We start from the raw sequence: 18,986 nt of genomic DNA, 5'->3' as shown, positions 1-18,986 counted from the left end.
ATGCCGACAGCTTGCGACCCGCGTTGCGCAAGTGCAAGTGGGAAGCAAAGCAGGCAGCTTTGTCACGTCCTTCTGCCACCTTTGCCTCCCGGTGCTGTCTCCCGATGCAGGGTCCGCCTTGGTCAGGCCGGCAAAACCCGGATTTGCTTGAGCCCGGGCGGGGATTTTCCTACATAGGCTGCAAAAGGCGGGCGAGGACGCCCGTGTTGCCCACTCGGATATTCAGGGGCCGGACACGCAGGGGCCCGACCAACAAAGGGGATCGCACGAGCATGACCGACGACCGGATGCTGCAGGACCACAAGTCGACCTACTCTGGCTTCATCAAGTTTTCCACCGCCGGCGCCGTCATCGTTGCCGTGGTGCTCATCCTCATGGCCCTCTTCCTGGTATAATTCCCGTCTTTCCCGCGCAGCGGGACCACTGGCCGGCAAGTTCTGTCCGGTTTTCCCTTCAGTGGCCCGTATCGCTCTTTGGGCGTGACACGCCCCACGCCCCTTCCCGGCTTGTCCGCGACGTACGCGCATCCCGCCGGCACGGAAGGCCCCGCCGCCGTGTGCCGGCTTGCGAGTTTAGGACGGGCCAAGGGAGTCGGGAGCCATGCATCTCCAGCGTTTCCTGGTCCTGAGCGTTCTCTGCCTGGCCGCCATGGTCAGTCAGTTCTATCGCGCCGCCAACTCGGTGCTGGCCGCCCCGGTGATGGCCGACCTCAGCCTGCCGCCCGCTGCCTATGGCGGCATGACCGCGGCCTTTTTCGTCGCCTTCATGCTGACCCAGGTGCCCGCCGGCATCCTGCTCGACCGCTACGGCCCGCGGCTGACGATCAGCGGCCTGCTGCTTTTCGCTGTGGCCGGCGCGCTGCTGTTCGCCGCCGGCGACCGCCTGGTCGTGCTCATCGCCGCGCGCGTGCTGCTGGGGGTGGGCTGCGCCGCGGTGATCATGGGAGCCTTCATCGCCATCTCCGGCTGGTTCCCGGCGCGGCACTTCGCGCTGATCTCCTCGGTGATCATCTCCACCAGCCATCTCGGTAACCTGTTGGCCACGGCGCCGCTGGGTTATTCGGTGGAAACCGTCGGCTGGCGCGGCAGCTTCGTCGCCCTTGCCGGAGTGACCCTTGTCGCCTCCCTGCTGGTCTATCTGCTGGTGCGCGACACGCCGCGACCGCGCAGCCGCCAGGCCTCGCGCAGCTCCTGGTCGGAAACGCTGAAGGGTTCGCTGTCAATCCTGAAGATGCGCGACATTCAGCGCGCCTTCGTCTTGGCCCTGGTCGGCTATCCCAGCATGATCACCATTCTGGGGCTGTGGGGTGGCCCCTATCTGCAAACGCGCTTCGGCCTGACCTCCGCCCAGGTGGGCGAGGTGCTGCTGGTGATGCCGGCCTCCAGCCTGGTGGGCGCGCTTTGCTTCGGACCGCTGGACCAGCTCTTCAACTCACGCAAACGCGCGGTGCTGGCGGGCATCGTGCCGCTTGGCCTGCTGCTGCTCGCCCTTGGCATCCATCCCGCGCCGTCCCTGACCCTGGTCACGCTCTTCCTCGGCGCCATCGCCTTCTTCTCGGCCGCCAGCATGCTGATCATCGCCCATGGGCGCGGGCTGTTGCCGGATCACCTGGCCGGGCGCGGCATCACCACCATCAACATCGGCATCATCGGCGGCGCCGCGCTGTTCCAGCTCTGCAGCTCGCTGCTGCTCGATGCTTACACAGGCTCGCAGGGCGTCATCGCCGACGCCGGCTTCCGGGTGCTCTTCACCACCATGGGTTCGCTGGTGCTGCTGGCCGTGCTGGTCTACCTGCCGGCGCGTGACGTGCACCCGCGCCAACTGACCGGCAAGCCGAGCGCCTGAACCGCTCTCTGAAGACAGAAGCGCCCCGCAAGCCGGACCTGCGGGGCGCTTTTACCAAGATAACGCCGGCCAGAAATAAGTCGGCCGGTCAGGACGCGATCTTGCCGCCCAGCTCGTCCTCGATGTGGGCGCGGATGATCTCCTCGAAGTTGCTTTCCGCCTTGAAGCCCAACTCGCGGGCGCGTTTGGCCTCAAAGGTGGTGGGCCAGCCGGCGACGATGCCTTGGATGAAGGGATCGGGCTCCCAGCGCACGCGGTCTGCGACCTGATCGCCGGCCACCCGGCGCAGCGCCTCGACCATGCCGCCGACGGTTTCGCCGAGGCCGGGCATGGTCAGGTTGCGGCGCGGCCCCACCGTCTCCCCGTCCAGCCCCGCGGCGTGGATCAGGAAGCCGACGGCCGAGCGCGGGCTGGCGAACCAGTGGACCACGTCGGCATCGACGGGACAGACAGCTTCCACCCCGGCAAGAGGCTCGCGGATGATGCCGGAGAAGAAGCCTGAGGCCGCCTTGTTGGGCTTGCCCGGGCGCACACAGATGGTCGGCAGGCGGATGCCAATGCCGTCGACCATGCCCTTGCGGGTGTAGTCCATCAGCAGCATCTCGCCGCAGGACTTCTGCACGCCGTAGGAGGTCAGTGGCGTGTGATGGAAATCATCGGGGATGGTCTCGGGAAAGGGTGCGCCGAAAACCGCGATCGAGCTGGTGAAGACCAGGCGCGGACGGTACTCCGCTTTGCGGATTGCCTCGAGCAAGGCCCAGGTGCCGGTGAGGTTGATGCGGTAGCCCTTGTCGAACTCCAGCTCCGCCTCGCCGGAGACGATGGCGGCCAGATGAAAAATGACGTCCGGGCGCCCGGCAATCAGCGCCTCTGCCGCCCCTTCGGCGGAAAAGTCGCCGGCTCGGGTCTCGACGCTGAAACCGGCCCCGGCCGGGGCCGTGGGCTCGACCACATCGTAGAGCGTCATGGTCGAAATGGACTGACCGTTCAGTGTTCCGTCGGCAACCAGGCGCTCCACCAGCTTGCGGCCCACCATGCCGGCAGCGCCGATGACCAGGACGTGCATTGGGCTTTCCCTTCCCTTCAGGTGAATTCTTGCTGCGGGATCCGATACCGGAACGCCCTCGGGGTCAAGCTCAAGCCACGCGCAGCACGCCGCTCATGCCGCCCAGCTGATGCTCCAGGATGTGACAGTGCAACATCCAGTCGCCGGGGTTGTCGGCCACGAAGGCGATCTCCACCTCCTCCTGCGGCATCAGCAGCACCGTATCCTGCCACTCTCCATGCGGCGTGGGCCTGCCATTGCGGCTCAGCACCCGGAAGACATGGCCGTGCAGGTGGATGGGGTGTGGCCAGGCGGTGTCATTGCGCAGGGTGAGGACGTAACTGCGGCCCAGATCCAGGGAGAGCATGGGACGGTGATCATGATCGTGCGCGGCCACGCCATTCACGGTCCAGGCCAAGCCATGCTGCATCAACTCGCGCGGCGAGACCTGACGACCGTCCAATTCGGCCCCGGTCATGCCGCCCATCATGCCGCCGGCGAAGATCAGATCGTGCCGCTCCGCGGCTTCCAGATCCGGCTCCGCCACGGGATTGGCCGGCAGGCTTGGCACCGCGCCCAGGGACTCCTCGCGTACCACCTCCGCCTCATAGGCGATGTCCACCAGCCGGTAGGTCTGGTTCGGGTAGAAGGAATCGGTGACCGCAAAGGTCTCGTTCGGACCGCCGGTCATGTCGATGATCAGGTCGGCGCGCATGCCGGGGCCCAGCATCAGCCGACCGTCCGGCAGACCGTGCGGCGCCACCGGCTGTCCGTCCCAGGCAATGATGCTTGGCGCATGGCCCTCGAAGTTGAGGCCGAAAACACGGGCATTGGCTACATTGACGAGCCGCAGGCGCAGCCGCTCGCCGGGGCGAACCGCCAGGGGCTCCGGGCTGCGGCCATTGATGGTCGCGCTGTTGCCGAGCCGGCCGGCATGGCTGATGTCGTGGAAGGCACCGAAATCCTCGGCGATGGCGGCCTCCTCGGTCAGGCGCCAGTCGTCGAGCACCCAGAGCAGATCCCGGTCCACTTGCGGCGGCTCCGCCTCCTCGACGATCAGCGCTCCGGCCAGTCCGCGCTCCACCTGCTCGAAGCTGCGAAAGTGCGGGTGGTACCAGAAGGTGCCGGCATCGGGGCAGTCGAAGCTGTAATGAAAGCTCTCGCCCGGCTGGATCGGCGCCTGGGTCAGATGCGCGACGCCGTCCATTTCATTGGGCAAGCGGATGCCGTGCCAATGGATGGTGGTGGGCTCCTCCAGGCGGTTTTCCACCACCAGGTCGAGGCGTTCGCCCTGCCGCAGCCGCAGGGTCGGGCCCGGCACCACGCCGTCGTAGGCCCAGACTTCCGTTTGCGGATAGCCGGCCGGCGCCACTTGCGCCCGGCCTGGACTGGCGATCAGGCGCTGCGCTTCGGCCTGCGCCCGCGCGGTGCGCGGCAGCACCCCCGCCACCACGAGGCCGACACCGGTCAACAGCAGGCGACGGCGGGAAAGGCCAGCGCCAAAGGTCGTGTGCTTCGAATGGTCTGCCCGCATGGTCGCCTTGCTTCCTGTCTTGCCGACCGCCCCCACTCACAGATGCCGCAAGCGGCCATCCGGCGCCACCCAAAGATGATGGGACGGGTCACCGGGTCAGGGCGGCCGGCCCTGTTACACGTTTTCAGAGGGGGCTTGCGGGCGCGGTTCGTGATGCTTCACGTCGCCGCGCACCTTGCGGGCATGGTCTTCCAGTTGGCGCTCGGCCGCATCGAAGGAATCGCGCAGTGCCACCTTGATGTCTTCGTGGGCGTGGTCCTTGGGTCCGGCACGATTGACCACAAGCTGCTGCCCGGGCACCCCGATCACGATGTTCACGGCAAACAGGTCGCCCTTGCGGTGGCGGTGCTGGCTGCGCTCGATCACCACGCGGCAGGACACGATGCCATCGAAGAGTCGGTCCAGCTTCTCCAGGCGTTCCCGCACCAGGGTCTCGACGGCCGGCGAGTGGTCCAGGTTGTGGAAGACGATTTCAGGTTCGGTCTGCATCTTGTTTCCTGTGCATTGAGGGGAACACGAGAGATAGCGGCCGGGGCAGGTTGCCCCGACCGGTCAGGCAGTTTCTGCCTAGCGCGTCGCTCAGTAGCGGTGATGGCGTCCGCGATACTGCCAGGGTGATACCGAGCCTTCGCTCGCCATGCTTTCGAAGCGCTCCTGGTGGAAGGTCATGAACTCTTCCTTCGAGATCTCACCGTCGCCATCGGCATCCATCTCGCCGAAACGTTCCTCCAGGCGCTGCTGGCGCCGTTCCGCCCGGGGGCCGTCCGCGTCACCGCGCGACCGCTGACGGGCCTGCAGTTCTTCGAGCACCAGCGCACCGTCGCCGTCCTGGTCCAGGAACTCGAAAATGCCTTCGGCGTGGGCGGCGGCCTCGTCGGCAGAAATGCTGCCGTCATTGTCGCGGTCGATCATGCCACGCTGCGGATCGCGCGCCTCGCGCCGGTCGCGGCGATCGCCCCGCTTCCCGTCGCCTGCACCCTCCTGCCAGCCAGCCCCGGGGCCGCCGCCCCACTGCTGGCCGTACTGCGGCCCATGGCCCGGCCACGGACAGGGGTGTGCGGCACCATAGCCTTGGCCCCACCCCATCATGCCTGGGCCCATCATACCCTGGCCCATCATTCCGGGGCCCATCATTCCGGGGCCCATCATTCCGGGGCCCATGCCCGGCTGACCGCCACCAGGGTAGCCGGGTCCATAGCCGCCCATGCCGTGACCACCCATGCCGTAGCCACCCATGCCTGGGGCATGCCCGTAGCCCGGACCCATCTGCGGACCCATCTGATAACCATAGCCGGGGCCCATTTGATAGCCATAGCCCTGACCCTGACTTTGGCCCGCTCCCCGGCTCTCGCCACGCTCGCGACGATCACGCGACCGGGGCGACCAGTCGCCATCCTCGTCCTGCTGCGCGCCGCGCTGGCTGCCGGGACCGCTGCCGTGCATGCCCATGGGACTGCCATCGTGATACTGCCCCTGGCCGCGGGTTTCCTCCTGCAGTCCGGAGGATTGCGCCATAGCCGTGCCTGCCGTCAGGACACCGCCCAGTGCGGCGAACATCAGTAGACGTAGCTTCCGTGTCATGATCGGACTCCTTCCAAAGGTGAGAAACCGATGCGACTGGATGTGCTCTCAGTGCGGCCCGCCGCTGCCGCCCGGGTTGAAGCCCGGCGGGTCGCTGGCGGGAAAGGAATCCCGCCCGGCCTCGTCGACCAGATCGGACATACGCGCGCGCATCTGCAACGTCTCCCCCTCACCGGCCGGCAGGTCGTGCACATGCACATCTTCGCCGCCGTTTCGTGTCAGTATGTCCGCCGCCCGGCGCTCGTGCGCTTCATCGCGGGTGTGCACCCAGAGCAGCAAGCCGCCACGGGCAATCTGGTCGGCGATGGGGTTCAGATAGCGCTTCTCCACAGTGCGATCGAGGAGGTAGCCGAGCAGCCCGCCTCCGCCACCAGCCGCTGCAGCCGCGGCAATGGCGGCAGCAAATGCGCCGCCAGAAGCGACCACGGCACCTGCGGCCGCCACCGCTCCGACATAGATCAGCGTCCCCGCGATGGCGCCCTCGATCTCACCCACCGATTCGCGCGCCATGTAGGCCACGGTCGGCACATCGGGGTCGTCTTCCAACTCCCGCACCGTGCGGTAACTGTGCCCGAGCTTCTCTTCCACGGCCTCCCGGCTTGCCAGCAGGCTCAGATCGGCACGGTCGAAACCGGAACTCAGCAACTCGTCGATCGCCGCTTCCAGGTCGGGACGATCGTGAAACACACCCACCGCCTCGCGCACCGCGCCACCTTCGGTCATGGCCGTCTCCTCGCATGGGACAGGAACTGGCGATTACCGGCAGGCTGCCACCGCCCCGGCGCACCCGCCTTGATCTGGCGCAACCTTTGCAGACCATTGCGGAGACACGAAGCACACGAAGGGCTTCACAAAGTTCATCAAGAGCGATTCAAGCCGCCGCTCACCCTTTTCGAATGAAATCCCTTGTGCACTTCGTGCGATTCTTCGTGCACTTCGTGTCAACCAACACCACCCCCCCTCAAAGCCGGGTCATGCGCAGCCGCAGGGCGTTGCCAATGACGCTGACCGAAGACAGCGACATGGCGGCGGCGGCCACGATGGGGGAGAGCAGGAGGCCGAAGACCGGGTAGAGGATGCCGGCAGCGATCGGCACGCCCGCCGAGTTATAGGCGAAGGCGAAGAAGAGGTTCTGACGGATGTTGCGCATGGTGGCCTGGGACAGGCTCCGGGCCTGCACCAGCCCGGTGAGGTCGCCGCGCAGCAGCGTCACGCCAGCGCTTTCAATGGCGACATCGGTGCCACCGCCCATGGCAACGCCCACGTCCGCCGCGGCCAGGGCCGGCGCATCGTTCACGCCATCTCCGACCATGGCCACCACCCGGCCTTCCTCGCGCAGTCGTGCCACCACCCGGCCCTTATCCTCGGGCAGCACCTCGGCCTCGACCTCGTCGATGTCGAGCTGGCGGGCAACGGCCTCCGCAGTGGTGCGGTTGTCGCCGGTCAGCATCACCAGGCGCAGCCCCTGTTCATGCAGGGCACGGATGGCCTCGGGCGTGGTTTCTTTGATCGGATCGGCAACGGCCAACGCTCCGGCCGCCACACCCTCCACGGCGGCGAAGATGGCGGTGGCACCCTCGCGGCGCCAGGCCTCCGCCTGGCCCTCCAGGCCGCTCACGTCCACACCGAGATCCATCAGGAAACCGCGGTTGCCCAGGGCAACGCGCCGGCCTTCCACCAGCCCGGTGACGCCCTTGCCGCCGGGTGCGTCGAAGTCCTCGACGCTGGCCAGCGGCAGGTCGCGTGCTTCGGCCGCCTGCACCACCGCCGCGCCCAGGGGATGCTCGCTGGCCCGTTCAAGACTCGCGGCCAGTCGCAGCAGCTCATCCTCCGACAGTCCGGCCGCCGCATGCAGCCCGGTGAGCTTCGGCTTGCCTTCGGTCAGTGTCCCGGTCTTGTCCACCACGATGGTGTCGACCTTCTCGAAGCGCTCCAGGGCCTCGGCATCGCGAATGAGTATTCCCATGCCCGCACCGCGCCCGACGCCGACCATGATCGACATGGGCGTCGCCAGTCCCAAGGCGCAGGGGCAGGCGATGATCAGCACCGCCACGGCATTGACCAGCGCGTAGGCCAAGGAGGGCGAAGGGCCCCAAATTGCCCAGATCACGAAAGCAAGTACGGCGGTACCCACTACAGCCGGCACGAACCAGGAAGCCACAACGTCGGCCAGGCGCTGGATCGGCGCGCGGCTGCGCTGGGCGCTGGCCACCAGCTGGACGATCTGTGCCAGCATGGTCTCCTTGCCCACCTTCTGGGCCCGCATCACGAAGCCGCCCTGACCGTTCAGGGTGCCGCCGATAACCGTGGCGCCCGCTTCCTTGCGCTGGGGCATGGGCTCGCCGGTGACCATGGATTCATCAACGTTTGAGGCGCCCTCGATTACCTCGCCATCCAGCGGCACCTTCTCTCCCGGGCGCACGCGCAGCCGATCGCCGACCTGGATCTCCTCCAGGGAGACATCCTCTTCGCGATCGTCGGTGCCCAGGCGCCGCGCGGTCTTGGGCGCCAGGTCCAGCAGGGCACGGATGGCGCCGGAGGTGCGCTCGCGCGCCCGCAGTTCCAGCACCTGGCCCAGCAGCACCAGCACGACGATCACCGCCGCCGCCTCGAAATAGACCGGCACGGCGCCTTCGGCATCGCGGAACGCGTCAGGGAAGATGCCGGGCAGGAAGGTCGCGACGATGCCGTGCAGCCAGGCCACGCCGACGCCCATGGCAATCAGGGTGAACATGTTGAGGCTGCGGGTCACCAGCGACTGCCAGCCGCGCTCGAAGAAGGGCCAGCCGGCCCAGAGCACCACCGGCGTTGCGAAGAGAAACTGAAGCCAATTGGAGGTCTGCTGACCGATGGCGTGGGTGATGCCGAAGAGGTGGCCACCCATCTCCAGGATGAAGACCGGCAGCGCCAGCGCAGCACCGATCCAGAATCGCCGTGTCATGTCCTGCAGTTCCGGGTTCGGGCCCTGCTCGAGGGTCACATCCTCCGGCTCCAGCGCCATGCCGCACTTTGGACAGCTTCCGGGACCGACCTGGCGCACCTCCGGGTGCATGGGGCAGGTGTAGATGGCATCCGGCGGGCCCTCGGCCGCAGGCTTCTTGCCTGACAGGTAGCCCTCGGGGGCGCCCAGGAACTTGCGGCGGCAGCCGGCCGAGCAGAAGTAATAGTCCTTGCCGGCGTGCTGCGTGTGATGCTGGGCCGTCGCCGGATCGACGCTCATGCCGCAGACGGGATCGACGACCTGCCCGTCCTGCGCCGCAGCCTCACCGCTGTGCTGATGCTTCGCGTCGGCGCTGTGTCCGCAGCAGCCGTGGTGCTGTTCCTGGGCCATGCCCCTTCTCCTTCTGGTACAGAAGTAGGTTATGGGGCTTCCCACCATGGGAAGGTCAAGAGGAGAAGAGATCCGGCTGCTCGTCCGGCAACGCGCCCTCGATCTCCAGCAGACGCCACTTGGTGATGATGCCGCCGGGCGCGGAAAAGCCACCGGGGCGGCCGCCGGCTGCCAGCACGCGGTGGCAGGGCACGACGATGGGCAGGGGATTGCGGCCCAGGGCCTGGCCAACCGCCCGGGAGGCACCGGGCTGACCCAGGGCACGGGCGATCTCGCCGTAGCTCTTGGTCTGCCCCGGCGGAATCCGGCGCGCCTCGTCATAGACCCGCCGATAGAAGGGCCCGATGCCCTCAAGGTCCAGGGGGAACTGCAGCAGCGAGGGCTTCTCACCGTCAAGCAGCGCCGTGATCTGCGCCACGGCTACGCCCACCCAGGTGTCCGATGCCAGTTCCTCGGGCAAAGCAGCCTCTGCCCCTGGACAGGCGCGCAGGAGCACCCTCAGGGTTTCGCCGGCGCTGGCCTCCGGCAGTGCGAGCGCACGCAGGCCCGCATCGCTCCAGGCCAAGCCGCAGCGACCGATGGCCGTATCGAAAAGGCAATAGCGCGGTTCGGGCATGATGGGGTCAGGATAGCACGTCTTACACGCGGGCGCCGCCTCTGCTTTTCGCTGCCTTGCCCTTTCGCCGGGCGGAAGGGGCGATGTAAGCTTGGATGAATGTGATTTACAGGGAGACGAAGACTTGTCGGAAGTGAAGAAAGCGGCGCCGCAGACGCGTCTGGCCCACGCGGGCCGCAGACTGGCATGCAAGGGCGGACGCCCGGTCAATCCGCCGGTGGTGCGCGCCTCAACCATCCTCTTCGACAGCGTCGAGGACCTGCTGGCGGTACACAGCCATCGCCTCGACCCGGAATTCGTCTCCTACGGCCGCAACGGCACGGAAACCAGCTTCTCCCTGGAGCACGCCGTGGCCGAACTGGAGGGCGGCGCCGGCTGCGTGGCCGTGGGCTCCGGTCTGGCGGCGATCACGGTTGCCGTGCTCTCGCAGATCAAGCAGGGCGATCATCTGCTGGTGGCTGACAGCGTCTATGCACCCACCCGCAAGCTCTGTGACGGCCTGCTGACGCGCTTCGGTGTCGAAACCACCTACTACGATCCCCTGATCGGCGCCGGTATCGCCGACCTCGTCCGAGCGAACACCCGGGTGATCTTCCTCGAGGCGCCAGGCTCGCTCACTTTCGAGATCCAGGACGTGCCGGCCATCACCAAGGTCGCCCGCGAGGCCGGCGTGACCACGATCATGGACAACACCTGGGCCACGCCGCTCTTCTTCCAGCCGCTGGCCCATGGCGTCGACATCTCGGTGCACGCCGGTACCAAGTATGTCGTCGGCCATTCCGACGCCATGCTGGGCCTGGTCATCGCCAACGAGGCACAGCATGACGCGGTGCGCCAACAGGCCCAGGATCTGGGTCACGGCGCCAGCCCCGACGATGCCTGGCTCGGCCTGCGCGGCCTGCGCACCATGGCTGTGCGCCTGGCACAGCATCAGACCAATGCGCTCCAGGTCGCGCAATGGCTGCAGGGGCGCCCGGAAGTGGCCCGCGTGCTCTACCCGGCACTGCCGAGCGATCCCGGGCACGCCATCTGGAAGCGCGACTTCCACGGCGCCAGCGGGCTTATGGGCGTGGAGTTGCATCCGGTGGGCATGGAAAGCGTGGCTGACCTCCTGGAAGGCCTGGACTACTTCGGCATGGGCTACTCCTGGGGTGGCTACGAGAGCCTTGCTATTCCGACCTTCCCGGCAAAGCTACGCTCGGCCGTCCCCTGGGACGCCGCAGGCCCGCTGCTGCGACTGCACATCGGCCTGGAGGATCCGGCCGACCTGATCGCCGACCTGGAGGCCGGCTTCCACCGCTTGCGCCAGCGCGCCGCGGCGGAGTGATCCCATGCCGCCCCGCCCTCGCCTGCGGGTGCTTCTCGGCGAGGCAACCGCCATGGGACCGGGCAAGGCGGCGCTGCTGGAAGCCATCGACGCCAGCGGCTCCATCAGCCGGGCCGCCCGCTCCATGGGCATGTCCTACCGCCGCGCCTGGCTGTTGGTGGAGACCATGAACTCTGCCTTTCGCGGCCCACTGGTGGAGGCCGCGCGCGGCGGCAGCGGCGGCGGCGGCGCACACGTCACCGCCCTGGGCCATGAAGTGCTGGCGCAGTACCGCGAGATGGAAAAGCATGCCGCCGAGACGCTGGCCGGAGACATGGAGCGCTTCGCCCGCCTGCTCGGCGAGCCCGACTCACAAGAAGACAGATAAGGAAATCCCATGCCCTTCGGTCGCTTCGGTTCCGAAGACAGCGAACTGTTGGAAAAGGAAGAGCTGCACCGCGGCTTCCTCACGGTGGAACGTCACAGCGCGCGCTATCGCCGCTTCGCCGGCGGCTGGATCGAACAGCTGCGCGAGATCATCGACCAGCACCAGTCCGCCGCTGTCCTGCCCTACGATCCCGAGCGGGACTGCGTTGTCCTGATCGAGCAATTTCGCTTGCCGGCGCTGCTGGCCGGAAAGCCGCCCTGGCAGATCGAAGTGGTCGCCGGCCTGCTCGACCAGGAAGGCGAGGCCGCTGAAGCGGTGATCCGGCGTGAGGCGGAGGAAGAGGCCGGCGTGACCATCACCGACCTGGAGCCCGTGGCAGCGCTCATGTCCTCTCCCGGGTCGAGCACCGAAGTGATCCACCACTTCATCGGCCGCACCGACGCCAGCGATGTCGGAGGACTTCACGGCCTGGAGATCGAACAAGAAGATATACGCGCTGAAGCCCTGCCCTTCGAAGAGGCCTGGGCGCTGCTGGAAGCCGGCCGGATCACCAACGCGCCGGCCTGGACCTGCCTGACCGGCCTAAAGCTCAAACGCGACGGCCTGCGCGAGCGTTGGCGCCGCGACTGAGCACTGCAAACTTGTGGGCTTCAGCCGCCGGCCGGCTCCAACTCGTCGAGCATGGGCAGGCGGGAGAGATGCAGTTCCAACAACAGCCGAATGGTCGGCCGGATCGCGAAAAAGATCGAGCCGATCAGGAACAGCCAGGTCCCGGTATAGACCATGTCAGGATAGAAGAAGAGCAGGCTGCCAATGATGAAGGCCAGCGCGGCCAGGACCTCGATCGCGGTGCGGGCGATCTCGTAGCGTCGCGTCAGCGCCTCGTGTCGAGGCGTACACACCCGCAGCCCCTGTTCAAACGGTTTCATCGTCGTGCGCCCCCAAGCTTCAGCCCCTTGATGGGCCTGAAGCAGGCTCCCCCCCCCCGTTATCGAAAGTGTCAAGTTGCGCCGGCTTGCCCGGGACGGGGCGGCGGCGCTACTCTCCACGTTCCGCTCATCAAAGACTTTCGGCAAGGCTGGCCCTATGGACGTGCGCGACGGATTCATCGGTACCATCGGCAACACTCCGCTGATCCGGCTGCGCCGGGCATCGGAAGAGACCGGCTGCGAGATCCTGGGCAAGGCGGAATTCCTCAATCCCGGCGGCTCGGTGAAGGACCGCGCCGCCTGGGCCATCGTGAAGGATGCGGAGGAGCGCGGGCTGCTGCGTCCCGGCGGCGTGATCGTCGAGGGAACGGCAGGCAACACCGGGATCGGCCTGGCACTGGTGGGGGGCGCCCGCGGCTATCGCACCGTGATCGTCATTCCGGAAACTCAGAGCCAGGAAAAGAAGGACATGTTGCGCCTGTGCGGCGCAGACCTGCGCGAAGTGCCGGCGGTGCCCTACAAGAACCCCGGCAACTACGTGCATGTCTCGGCGCGCCTGGCGGAAGAGCTGGCCGCCAGCGAGCCCAACGGCGCGATCTGGGCCAACCAGTTCGACAATGTCGCCAACCGCCGCGGCCACTATGAGACCACCGGTCCGGAGATCTGGGAGCAGACCGAGGGCAAGGTAGACGGCTTCGTCTGCGCGGTCGGCACCGGCGGCACCTTGGCCGGCATCGGCCAGGCGCTGAAGGAGCGCAGCTCCAAGGTGACCATCGCGCTCTCCGATCCCAGCGGCTCGGCACTTTGGCACTACTACGCCCACGGCAGTCTCAAGGCGGAAGGCACCTCCATCACCGAAGGCATCGGCCAGGGGCGGATCACCGCCAACCTGGAGGATGCACCGGTCGACCGCGCCTACAGCATTCCCGATAGCGAATCCCTGCCGGTCGCCTTTTCCTTGCTTGAGGAGGAAGGCCTGTGCCTGGGCGGCTCCAGCGGCGTCAATGTGGCCGGAGCGATCCGGCTGGCGCGCGAGCTCGGGCCGGGCCACACCATCGTCACCGTGCTCTGCGATTCAGGCGCGCGCTACCAGAGCAAGATGTTCAATCCCGCCTTCCTGCGGGACAAGGGCCTGCCGGTTCCGGGCTGGCTGTAAGCAAAAAGAGGGGGAAGCGCTTCATGGAGCTGCTGTTCCGCGAAGATGCCTATTTAAGAGAGGGCGAGGCCCAGGCCGTGAGCGTGGGGCCCGAAGGCATCCGCCTGGACCGCACCATTTTCTATCCCGAAGGCGGCGGACAGCCAGGGGACAGCGGCCGTCTGCTGCTGGCCGACGGCACTACGATCAACATCGTCGACACCCGCAAGGGCGAGGCGAGCGATGAGGTGCTGCACATTCCGGCCGAGGAGGCTCCGACGCTCGCCCCCGGCACGCCGGTGACCATGGAACTGGACTGGGAACGGCGCCACCGCCACATGCGCGTGCACACCAGCCTACACCTGCTCTGCTCGCTCATCGAGGGCGAGGTGACCGGCGGCCAGGTGGGCGACGGCAAGGGACGCCTGGATTTCAATCTGGAAAGCGCCCCCGACAAGGTCTGGCTGCAGGAGGCACTCAACCGCCTGGTCGAGGAGGACCGCCCGGTGCGCCCGCGCTGGATCGACGATGCGGAGCTCGCTGCGCAGCCGGAGCTCGTGCGCACCATGTCGGTGAAGCCGCCCAGCGGCAGCGGCAAGGTGCGCCTGCTCGAGATCGAAGGCGTGGACCTGCAGCCCTGCGGCGGCACCCACGTGCGTTCCACCGGCGAGATCGGCCGGCTCGAGGTCGGCAAGATCGAGAACAAGGGCCGGCAGAACCGGCGCATCAACCTGCGGCTCGCCTGACCGGCAGAAGGACGCCCCATGACCCAGCACCCGGACCACTGCCTGGTCACCACCGACTGGCTGGCAGCCCACCTTGAAGATCCAGACCTGCGGGTGGTGGATGCCACCTACTACCTGCCGAACGAGGAAGGCAACGCCCGGGCCGAGTACGAGGCCGAGCACATTCCCGGCGCCGTCTTCTTCGACATCGATGCGATCAAGGACCCCAAGAGTCCCCTGCCCCACATGCTGCCACCGCCGGAGATCTTCTCCAGCAAGGTGCGTCACCTCGGCCTGGGGGACGGCAACCGCATCGTAGTGTACGACCGCAAGGGGCTGTTTTCCGCCGCGCGGGTCTGGTGGAGCTTCCGGGTTTTCGGCCACAAGGAGATCGCGGTGCTCGACGGCGGCCTGCCGAAGTGGAAAGCTGAGGGCCGCCCGCTGGACGACCGGCCGGTCGCGCCCATGGAGCGCCACTTCACCGCCCGCTTGGACAGCACACAGGTGCGCGACCGCAGCCAAATGCAACGCAATCTGGAAAGCGGCAAGGAGCAGGTGCTCGACGCCCGCGCCCGGGCCCGCTTCGAGGGCGAGGCGCCGGAGCCGCGGCCGGAACTGCGCTCCGGGCACATTCCGGGCAGCCTCAACCTGCCCTTCACCGAACTGCTCGACCCCGCTGATGGCACGCTGCTGCCGCCCGAAGCGCTGCGCGCACGCCTGGAGGCCGCCGGTGTCAACAATGACCGCCCCGTGGTCACCACCTGCGGCTCAGGGGTTACCGCCGCCGTGCTCAGCCTGGCGCTCACCTGCCTCGGACGGCGCGACCACGCGCTCTACGACGGCTCCTGGGCCGATTGGGGCCAGGCGGGCGAGACACCGGTTGAGAGCGGGCCGGCCACAGTCGGATAGAATCAAGGGGCGTAGAACAAAGGAGCGGAGCGAGATCCATGAGCAACAAAAAAATCGCCCCGCTCTATCGCCTGCGCCCGGCCCAAGGGAATGACACGCCAGCGCTCTCTGCGCTCTGGCAACGCTGCGGCCTCACCGTGCCGCACAACGATCCCGAGGCGGACATCGCCCTCTTTCAGGCCAGCGCCGACGCGGAAATCCTGCTGGCCGAGCGCGAGGGCGAGATCGTCGGTTCCCTGTGTGTCGGACACGACGGCCATCGCGGCTGGTACTACTATCTCGCCGTCGACCCGGCCCTGCAGCGGCGGGGCCTGGGGCGGCATCTGGTCCAGGAGGGTGAGCGGTGGCTGAAGCAGCGCGGACTGCGCAAGGTGCAGCTCATGATCCGCCCGACCAACGCGCGGGTTCGCGCCTTCTACAAAAGCTGCGGCTACGATCTTACGCCGCGGCTGGTGATGGCCCGCTGGCTGGACGGCGAGGAAACGCCGGCCCCGGAAAGCGGCGCCGACGTCGAAGTCGTCGTCACCCACCTGGAAATGGACGGCAAACCTGCGCTGCAGCGTCCTCACCCCTCCGGCGGGCACAAGCTCGCCTTGCTGCGGGCCGAACAGCCGCCGCTGGACTTCTATCGCTTTCTCTACCGCAGCGTTGGCAGCGACTGTCTCTGGTGGGAGCGACTGGCGCTGGATGACGCCGCGCTGGCTGCGACGATCCACGACCACGACGTGGCGATCTACGTGCTCTATGTGGACGGCGTACCGGCCGGCTTCTCCGAACTCGACTCCCGCCCCCAGGCCGAAACGCCCCGCACCGGCGAGCGCGGCACGCGGGCGTGCCGCCTCACCCACCTGGGTCTCGCGCCCGCCTTTCGCGGCCGCGGTCTGGGGGCTTTTCTGCTGCACGAGACCCTGGAACTGGCCTGGGACCAGCCCTGCAGCCGCCTGCTGCTTTCGGTCACCACGCTGGATTCGCCGAGTGCGCTGACATTGTGCCAGCGCATGGGCTTCGCGCTGACCGGTCGAGAGCAACACCGCTTCCCCGACCCGCGTGGCAGCGGATTGTTGCCCCCCAACGCTGGCATTTGACGCAGATTCTGCCCCAATCAGCCGCATTCCCGACCTGGTTACTCGCAAAACGCGAAGGCCTTATCACGCAGGGCTTCATTTTATCACCCGTTTGCTGCTACAAAGCGGTTTCGGGATTCCCAATCCGGGATCTTCGAGGGATTCACTAAAGAGAACAGGTGAGGGACAAATGAAGCTGAAATCAATTCTTGCTGCCGGAGCCGTGGTCGCCGTTGCCGGCGCCGCCCTTCCGGCTGCCGCACAGAGCATGGTGGAAACCATCACCGATCGCGGCGAACTGAACTGCGGCGTCAGCACCGGCCTCGCCGGCTTCAGCAACCCCGACAGCGAAGGCAACTGGACCGGCCTGGACGTCGACGTCTGTAAGGCGATTGCCGCGGCGATCCTGGGCGATGCCGATGCTGTCTCCTACACGCCGGCCACCGCCCAGCAGCGCTTCACCATCCTGCAGTCCGGTGAGGTCGACCTGCTGTCGCGCAACACCACCTGGACGCTGACCCGCGACACCTCGCTGGGCCTCCACTTTGCGCCGATCACGTTCTATGACGGCCAGGGCTTCATGGTGCCGCGCGAGCTGGGTGTGACCAGCGCCCTCGAGCTGGATGGTGCGGCCGTCTGCGTGCAGCCGGGCACCACCACGGAGCTGAATCTGGCCGACTACTTCCGTGCCAATGGCATGGAGTTCGAGCCGGTGGTCATCGAGCAGCTTGACGAGGTCAATGCGGCCTACTTCTCCGGCCGTTGCGACGTCTACACCACGGACGCCTCGGGCTTGGCCTCGATCCGCTCCACGGTGGCCGAGAACCCGGAGGATCACATGATCCTGCCGGAGCTCATCTCCAAGGAGCCGCTCGGCCCGGCCGTGCGCCAGGGTGACGACGAATTCTTCAACATCGTGAAGTGGGTGGTCTACGCCCTGATCGAGGCTGAAGAGTACGGCATCACCTCCGAGAACGTCGACGACATGCGTGAGAACAGCGACAACCCGGGCGTTCAGCGCCTGCTCGGCGCTTCCGCCGGCATGGGTGAGAACCTGGGTCTCTCCGAAGACTGGGCCTACAATGCGATCAAGCAGGTGGGCAACTACGGCGAGATCTTCGAGCGCAATGTGGGTGTCGACACCCCGCTTGGCCTCGAGCGCGGCTACAACGACCTCTGGACCCGCGGCGGCCTGATGTACGCCATGCCGGTCCGGTAAGGACGGATTATCCGCATGAACCGGCCGTCGTCGCCTTCGGGTGGCGGCGGCCGCTGCGGCCTCCGGGAGGGGTCGCAGATCTGGTGACGAGCTGACGCGCGACCGGAGCGGACAGACCCTCAAAGGGCAAAAGTCCGGCGCGCGGCCAAGCAGGGAGGCCGGCTCGTGGCAGTAGACAGCGATCGAGGCGCAAGCGCTTCATCGAAAACGCCATTCTGGTATGATCCGCGCTTTCGCGCGATCTTCTTTCAAATTCTCACAGTCGTTCTGGTGGTGGCCGGCATCGGCTACCTCGTCTCCAACGTGATGACGAACCTGGAACGGCAGAACATCGCCAGCGGCTTCGGCTTCCTGCAACGGGAAGCGGGCTTCGCCATCGCGGAATCGATGGTCAGCTACAGCGCGGCGGACACCTATGGCCGCGCCTTCATTGTTGGCATTCTCAACACCTTCCGGGTGGCCCTGCTGGGAATTGTGCTGGCGACGATCATCGGCGTGCTGGTGGGTGTCGCGCGGCTCTCCACGAACTGGCTGATCGCCAAGCTGGCCTCGGTCTACATCGAGGTGCTGCGCAACATACCGCTGCTGCTGCAGCTTTTCATCTGGTATGGCGTGATCACGGTGAGCCTGCCCGGTCCCCGTCAGGCCATGAGCCCGGTCGAGGGCATTTACCTCAGCAACCGCGGCTTCATGATCCCAGCCCCGGTGGCCGACCCGATCCACGCCTACATGGGCATCGCCGCCCTTTTGGCGCTGGCGGCGGGCTATCTCATCCGTCGCTGGGCCAAGCAGCGCCAGATCGACACGGGTAAGCAGTTCCCGGTCTACAAGACCAGCCTGGGTCTGCTGATCCTCTTCCCGGCCATTGCCTGGGTGCTCGGCGGCGCGCCGACGGTCATGGAATTGCCGACGCTGCAGGGCTTCAACTTCCGCGGTGGTCTGACGCTCACGCCCGAGTTCGCAGCACTGCTCTTCGGTCTGACTTTCTACACCGCCGCCTTCATCGCCGAGATCGTGCGCGGCGGCATCCTCGCGGTCAGCCACGGGCAGAGCGAAGCGGCCTTCGCGCTCGGCCTGCGCAAGGGCATGGTGCTGCGCTTCATCGTGCTGCCCCAGGCGCTGCGCATCATCATTCCGCCGACCACCAGTCAGTACCTGAACCTGACCAAGAACTCGTCGCTGGCAGTGGCCATCGGCTATCCCGATCTCGTCTCGGTGGGCAACACCACCTTGAACCAGACCGGACAGGCCATCGAGGCGATCACCATCTTCATGGCGGTCTACCTGACGCTCAGCCTGACGATCTCCCTGATCATGAACTGGTATAACAGGGCAATCGCCCTGGTGGAGCGCTGAGCC

19 protein-coding genes are annotated in these 18,986 nt (G+C 66.9%); 11 read left to right on the top strand and 8 right to left on the bottom strand.

What is annotated here, in order from left to right; translation table 11 throughout:
• The first annotated feature begins 272 nt into the window (after nt 1-272).
• Nucleotides 273-395: an aa3-type cytochrome c oxidase subunit IV gene (locus P2G67_RS07720; protein ID WP_275821682.1), complete on the top strand. Its 123-nt coding sequence runs from the start codon at nt 273-275 to the stop codon at nt 393-395.
• 205 nt (nt 396-600) lie between these two features.
• Complete coding sequence (locus tag P2G67_RS07715; protein WP_275821680.1) at nt 601-1,845, top strand: MFS transporter; 1,245 nt, start codon at nt 601-603, stop codon at nt 1,843-1,845.
• A gap of 88 nt (nt 1,846-1,933) precedes the next feature.
• Here the strand turns inward: P2G67_RS07715 and denD are convergent, their stop codons facing one another.
• The 7 genes from denD to P2G67_RS07680 form a co-directional block, all read right to left on the bottom strand.
• A complete protein-coding gene (gene denD, locus P2G67_RS07710; protein WP_275821678.1) occupies nt 1,934-2,911 on the bottom strand; it encodes a D-erythronate dehydrogenase in 978 nt (325 codons plus the stop codon).
• Between the two features lie 70 nt (nt 2,912-2,981).
• Nucleotides 2,982-4,424: a multicopper oxidase family protein gene (locus P2G67_RS07705; RefSeq protein ID WP_275821676.1), complete on the bottom strand. Its 1,443-nt coding sequence runs from the start codon at nt 4,422-4,424 to the stop codon at nt 2,982-2,984.
• Nucleotides 4,425-4,538: 114 nt separating this feature from the next.
• Nucleotides 4,539-4,913: an HPF/RaiA family ribosome-associated protein gene (locus tag P2G67_RS07700; protein ID WP_275821674.1), complete on the bottom strand. Its 375-nt coding sequence runs from the start codon at nt 4,911-4,913 to the stop codon at nt 4,539-4,541.
• A 90-nt stretch (nt 4,914-5,003) separates the two neighbouring features.
• Complete coding sequence (locus tag P2G67_RS07695; RefSeq protein ID WP_275821672.1) at nt 5,004-6,005, bottom strand: EF-hand domain-containing protein; 1,002 nt, start codon at nt 6,003-6,005, stop codon at nt 5,004-5,006.
• Between the two features lie 48 nt (nt 6,006-6,053).
• A complete protein-coding gene (locus P2G67_RS07690) occupies nt 6,054-6,728 on the bottom strand; it encodes a hypothetical protein (RefSeq protein WP_322099663.1) in 675 nt (224 codons plus the stop codon).
• Nucleotides 6,729-6,966: 238 nt separating this feature from the next.
• Entirely contained in the window at nt 6,967-9,336 is a 2,370-nt protein-coding gene (locus tag P2G67_RS07685) for a heavy metal translocating P-type ATPase (protein ID WP_275821670.1), read from the bottom strand.
• A 55-nt stretch (nt 9,337-9,391) separates the two neighbouring features.
• The gene (locus tag P2G67_RS07680) at nt 9,392-9,952 is read right to left on the bottom strand and encodes a methylated-DNA--[protein]-cysteine S-methyltransferase (protein WP_275821668.1); all 561 of its coding nucleotides are present in this window, start codon (nt 9,950-9,952) and stop codon (nt 9,392-9,394) included.
• Nucleotides 9,953-10,085: 133 nt separating this feature from the next.
• On the opposite strand from P2G67_RS07680, the gene metC reads away from it, so the two are divergent.
• Genes metC through P2G67_RS07665 form a run of 3 tightly spaced genes read left to right on the top strand, consistent with a single transcriptional unit; the run spans nt 10,086 to nt 12,276 of the window.
• A complete protein-coding gene (gene metC / locus P2G67_RS07675; protein ID WP_275822192.1) occupies nt 10,086-11,279 on the top strand; it encodes a cystathionine beta-lyase in 1,194 nt (397 codons plus the stop codon).
• A 4-nt stretch (nt 11,280-11,283) separates the two neighbouring features.
• Complete coding sequence (locus P2G67_RS07670) at nt 11,284-11,646, top strand: winged helix-turn-helix domain-containing protein (RefSeq protein ID WP_275821666.1); 363 nt, start codon at nt 11,284-11,286, stop codon at nt 11,644-11,646.
• 9 nt (nt 11,647-11,655) lie between these two features.
• Nucleotides 11,656-12,276: an NUDIX domain-containing protein gene (locus tag P2G67_RS07665; protein WP_275821664.1), complete on the top strand. Its 621-nt coding sequence runs from the start codon at nt 11,656-11,658 to the stop codon at nt 12,274-12,276.
• Nucleotides 12,277-12,296: 20 nt separating this feature from the next.
• Here the strand turns inward: P2G67_RS07665 and P2G67_RS07660 are convergent, their stop codons facing one another.
• On the bottom strand, nt 12,297-12,575 hold the full coding sequence (locus P2G67_RS07660) for a YrhK family protein (RefSeq protein WP_275821662.1): 279 nt from the start codon (nt 12,573-12,575) through the stop codon (nt 12,297-12,299).
• A 157-nt stretch (nt 12,576-12,732) separates the two neighbouring features.
• On the opposite strand from P2G67_RS07660, the gene P2G67_RS07655 reads away from it, so the two are divergent.
• The 6 genes from P2G67_RS07655 (at nt 12,733) to P2G67_RS07630 (ending at nt 18,983) form a co-directional block, all read left to right on the top strand.
• Nucleotides 12,733-13,731 carry a cysteine synthase A gene (locus P2G67_RS07655; protein ID WP_275821660.1) on the top strand — a complete coding sequence of 333 codons (999 nt, stop codon included), beginning with the start codon at nt 12,733-12,735 and terminating at the stop codon, nt 13,729-13,731.
• 23 nt (nt 13,732-13,754) lie between these two features.
• A complete protein-coding gene (locus P2G67_RS07650; RefSeq protein WP_275821658.1) occupies nt 13,755-14,456 on the top strand; it encodes an alanyl-tRNA editing protein in 702 nt (233 codons plus the stop codon).
• Between the two features lie 18 nt (nt 14,457-14,474).
• The gene (gene sseA, locus P2G67_RS07645; protein ID WP_275821656.1) at nt 14,475-15,344 is read left to right on the top strand and encodes a 3-mercaptopyruvate sulfurtransferase; all 870 of its coding nucleotides are present in this window, start codon (nt 14,475-14,477) and stop codon (nt 15,342-15,344) included.
• A 38-nt stretch (nt 15,345-15,382) separates the two neighbouring features.
• Entirely contained in the window at nt 15,383-16,429 is a 1,047-nt protein-coding gene (locus P2G67_RS07640) for a GNAT family acetyltransferase (RefSeq protein ID WP_275821654.1), read from the top strand.
• 169 nt (nt 16,430-16,598) lie between these two features.
• A complete protein-coding gene (locus P2G67_RS07635; RefSeq protein ID WP_275821652.1) occupies nt 16,599-17,627 on the top strand; it encodes an amino acid ABC transporter substrate-binding protein in 1,029 nt (342 codons plus the stop codon).
• 165 nt (nt 17,628-17,792) lie between these two features.
• A complete protein-coding gene (locus tag P2G67_RS07630) occupies nt 17,793-18,983 on the top strand; it encodes an amino acid ABC transporter permease (protein WP_275821650.1) in 1,191 nt (396 codons plus the stop codon).
• The last annotated feature ends 3 nt before the right edge of the window (nt 18,984-18,986 follow it).

It is taken from the genome of Aquibaculum arenosum (assembly GCF_029222965.1).
In the GTDB taxonomy this organism is placed as follows: Bacteria; Pseudomonadota; Alphaproteobacteria; order Kiloniellales; family DSM-21159; genus Aquibaculum; species Aquibaculum arenosum.
This window is presented reverse-complemented; position numbering and strand designations above follow the sequence as displayed.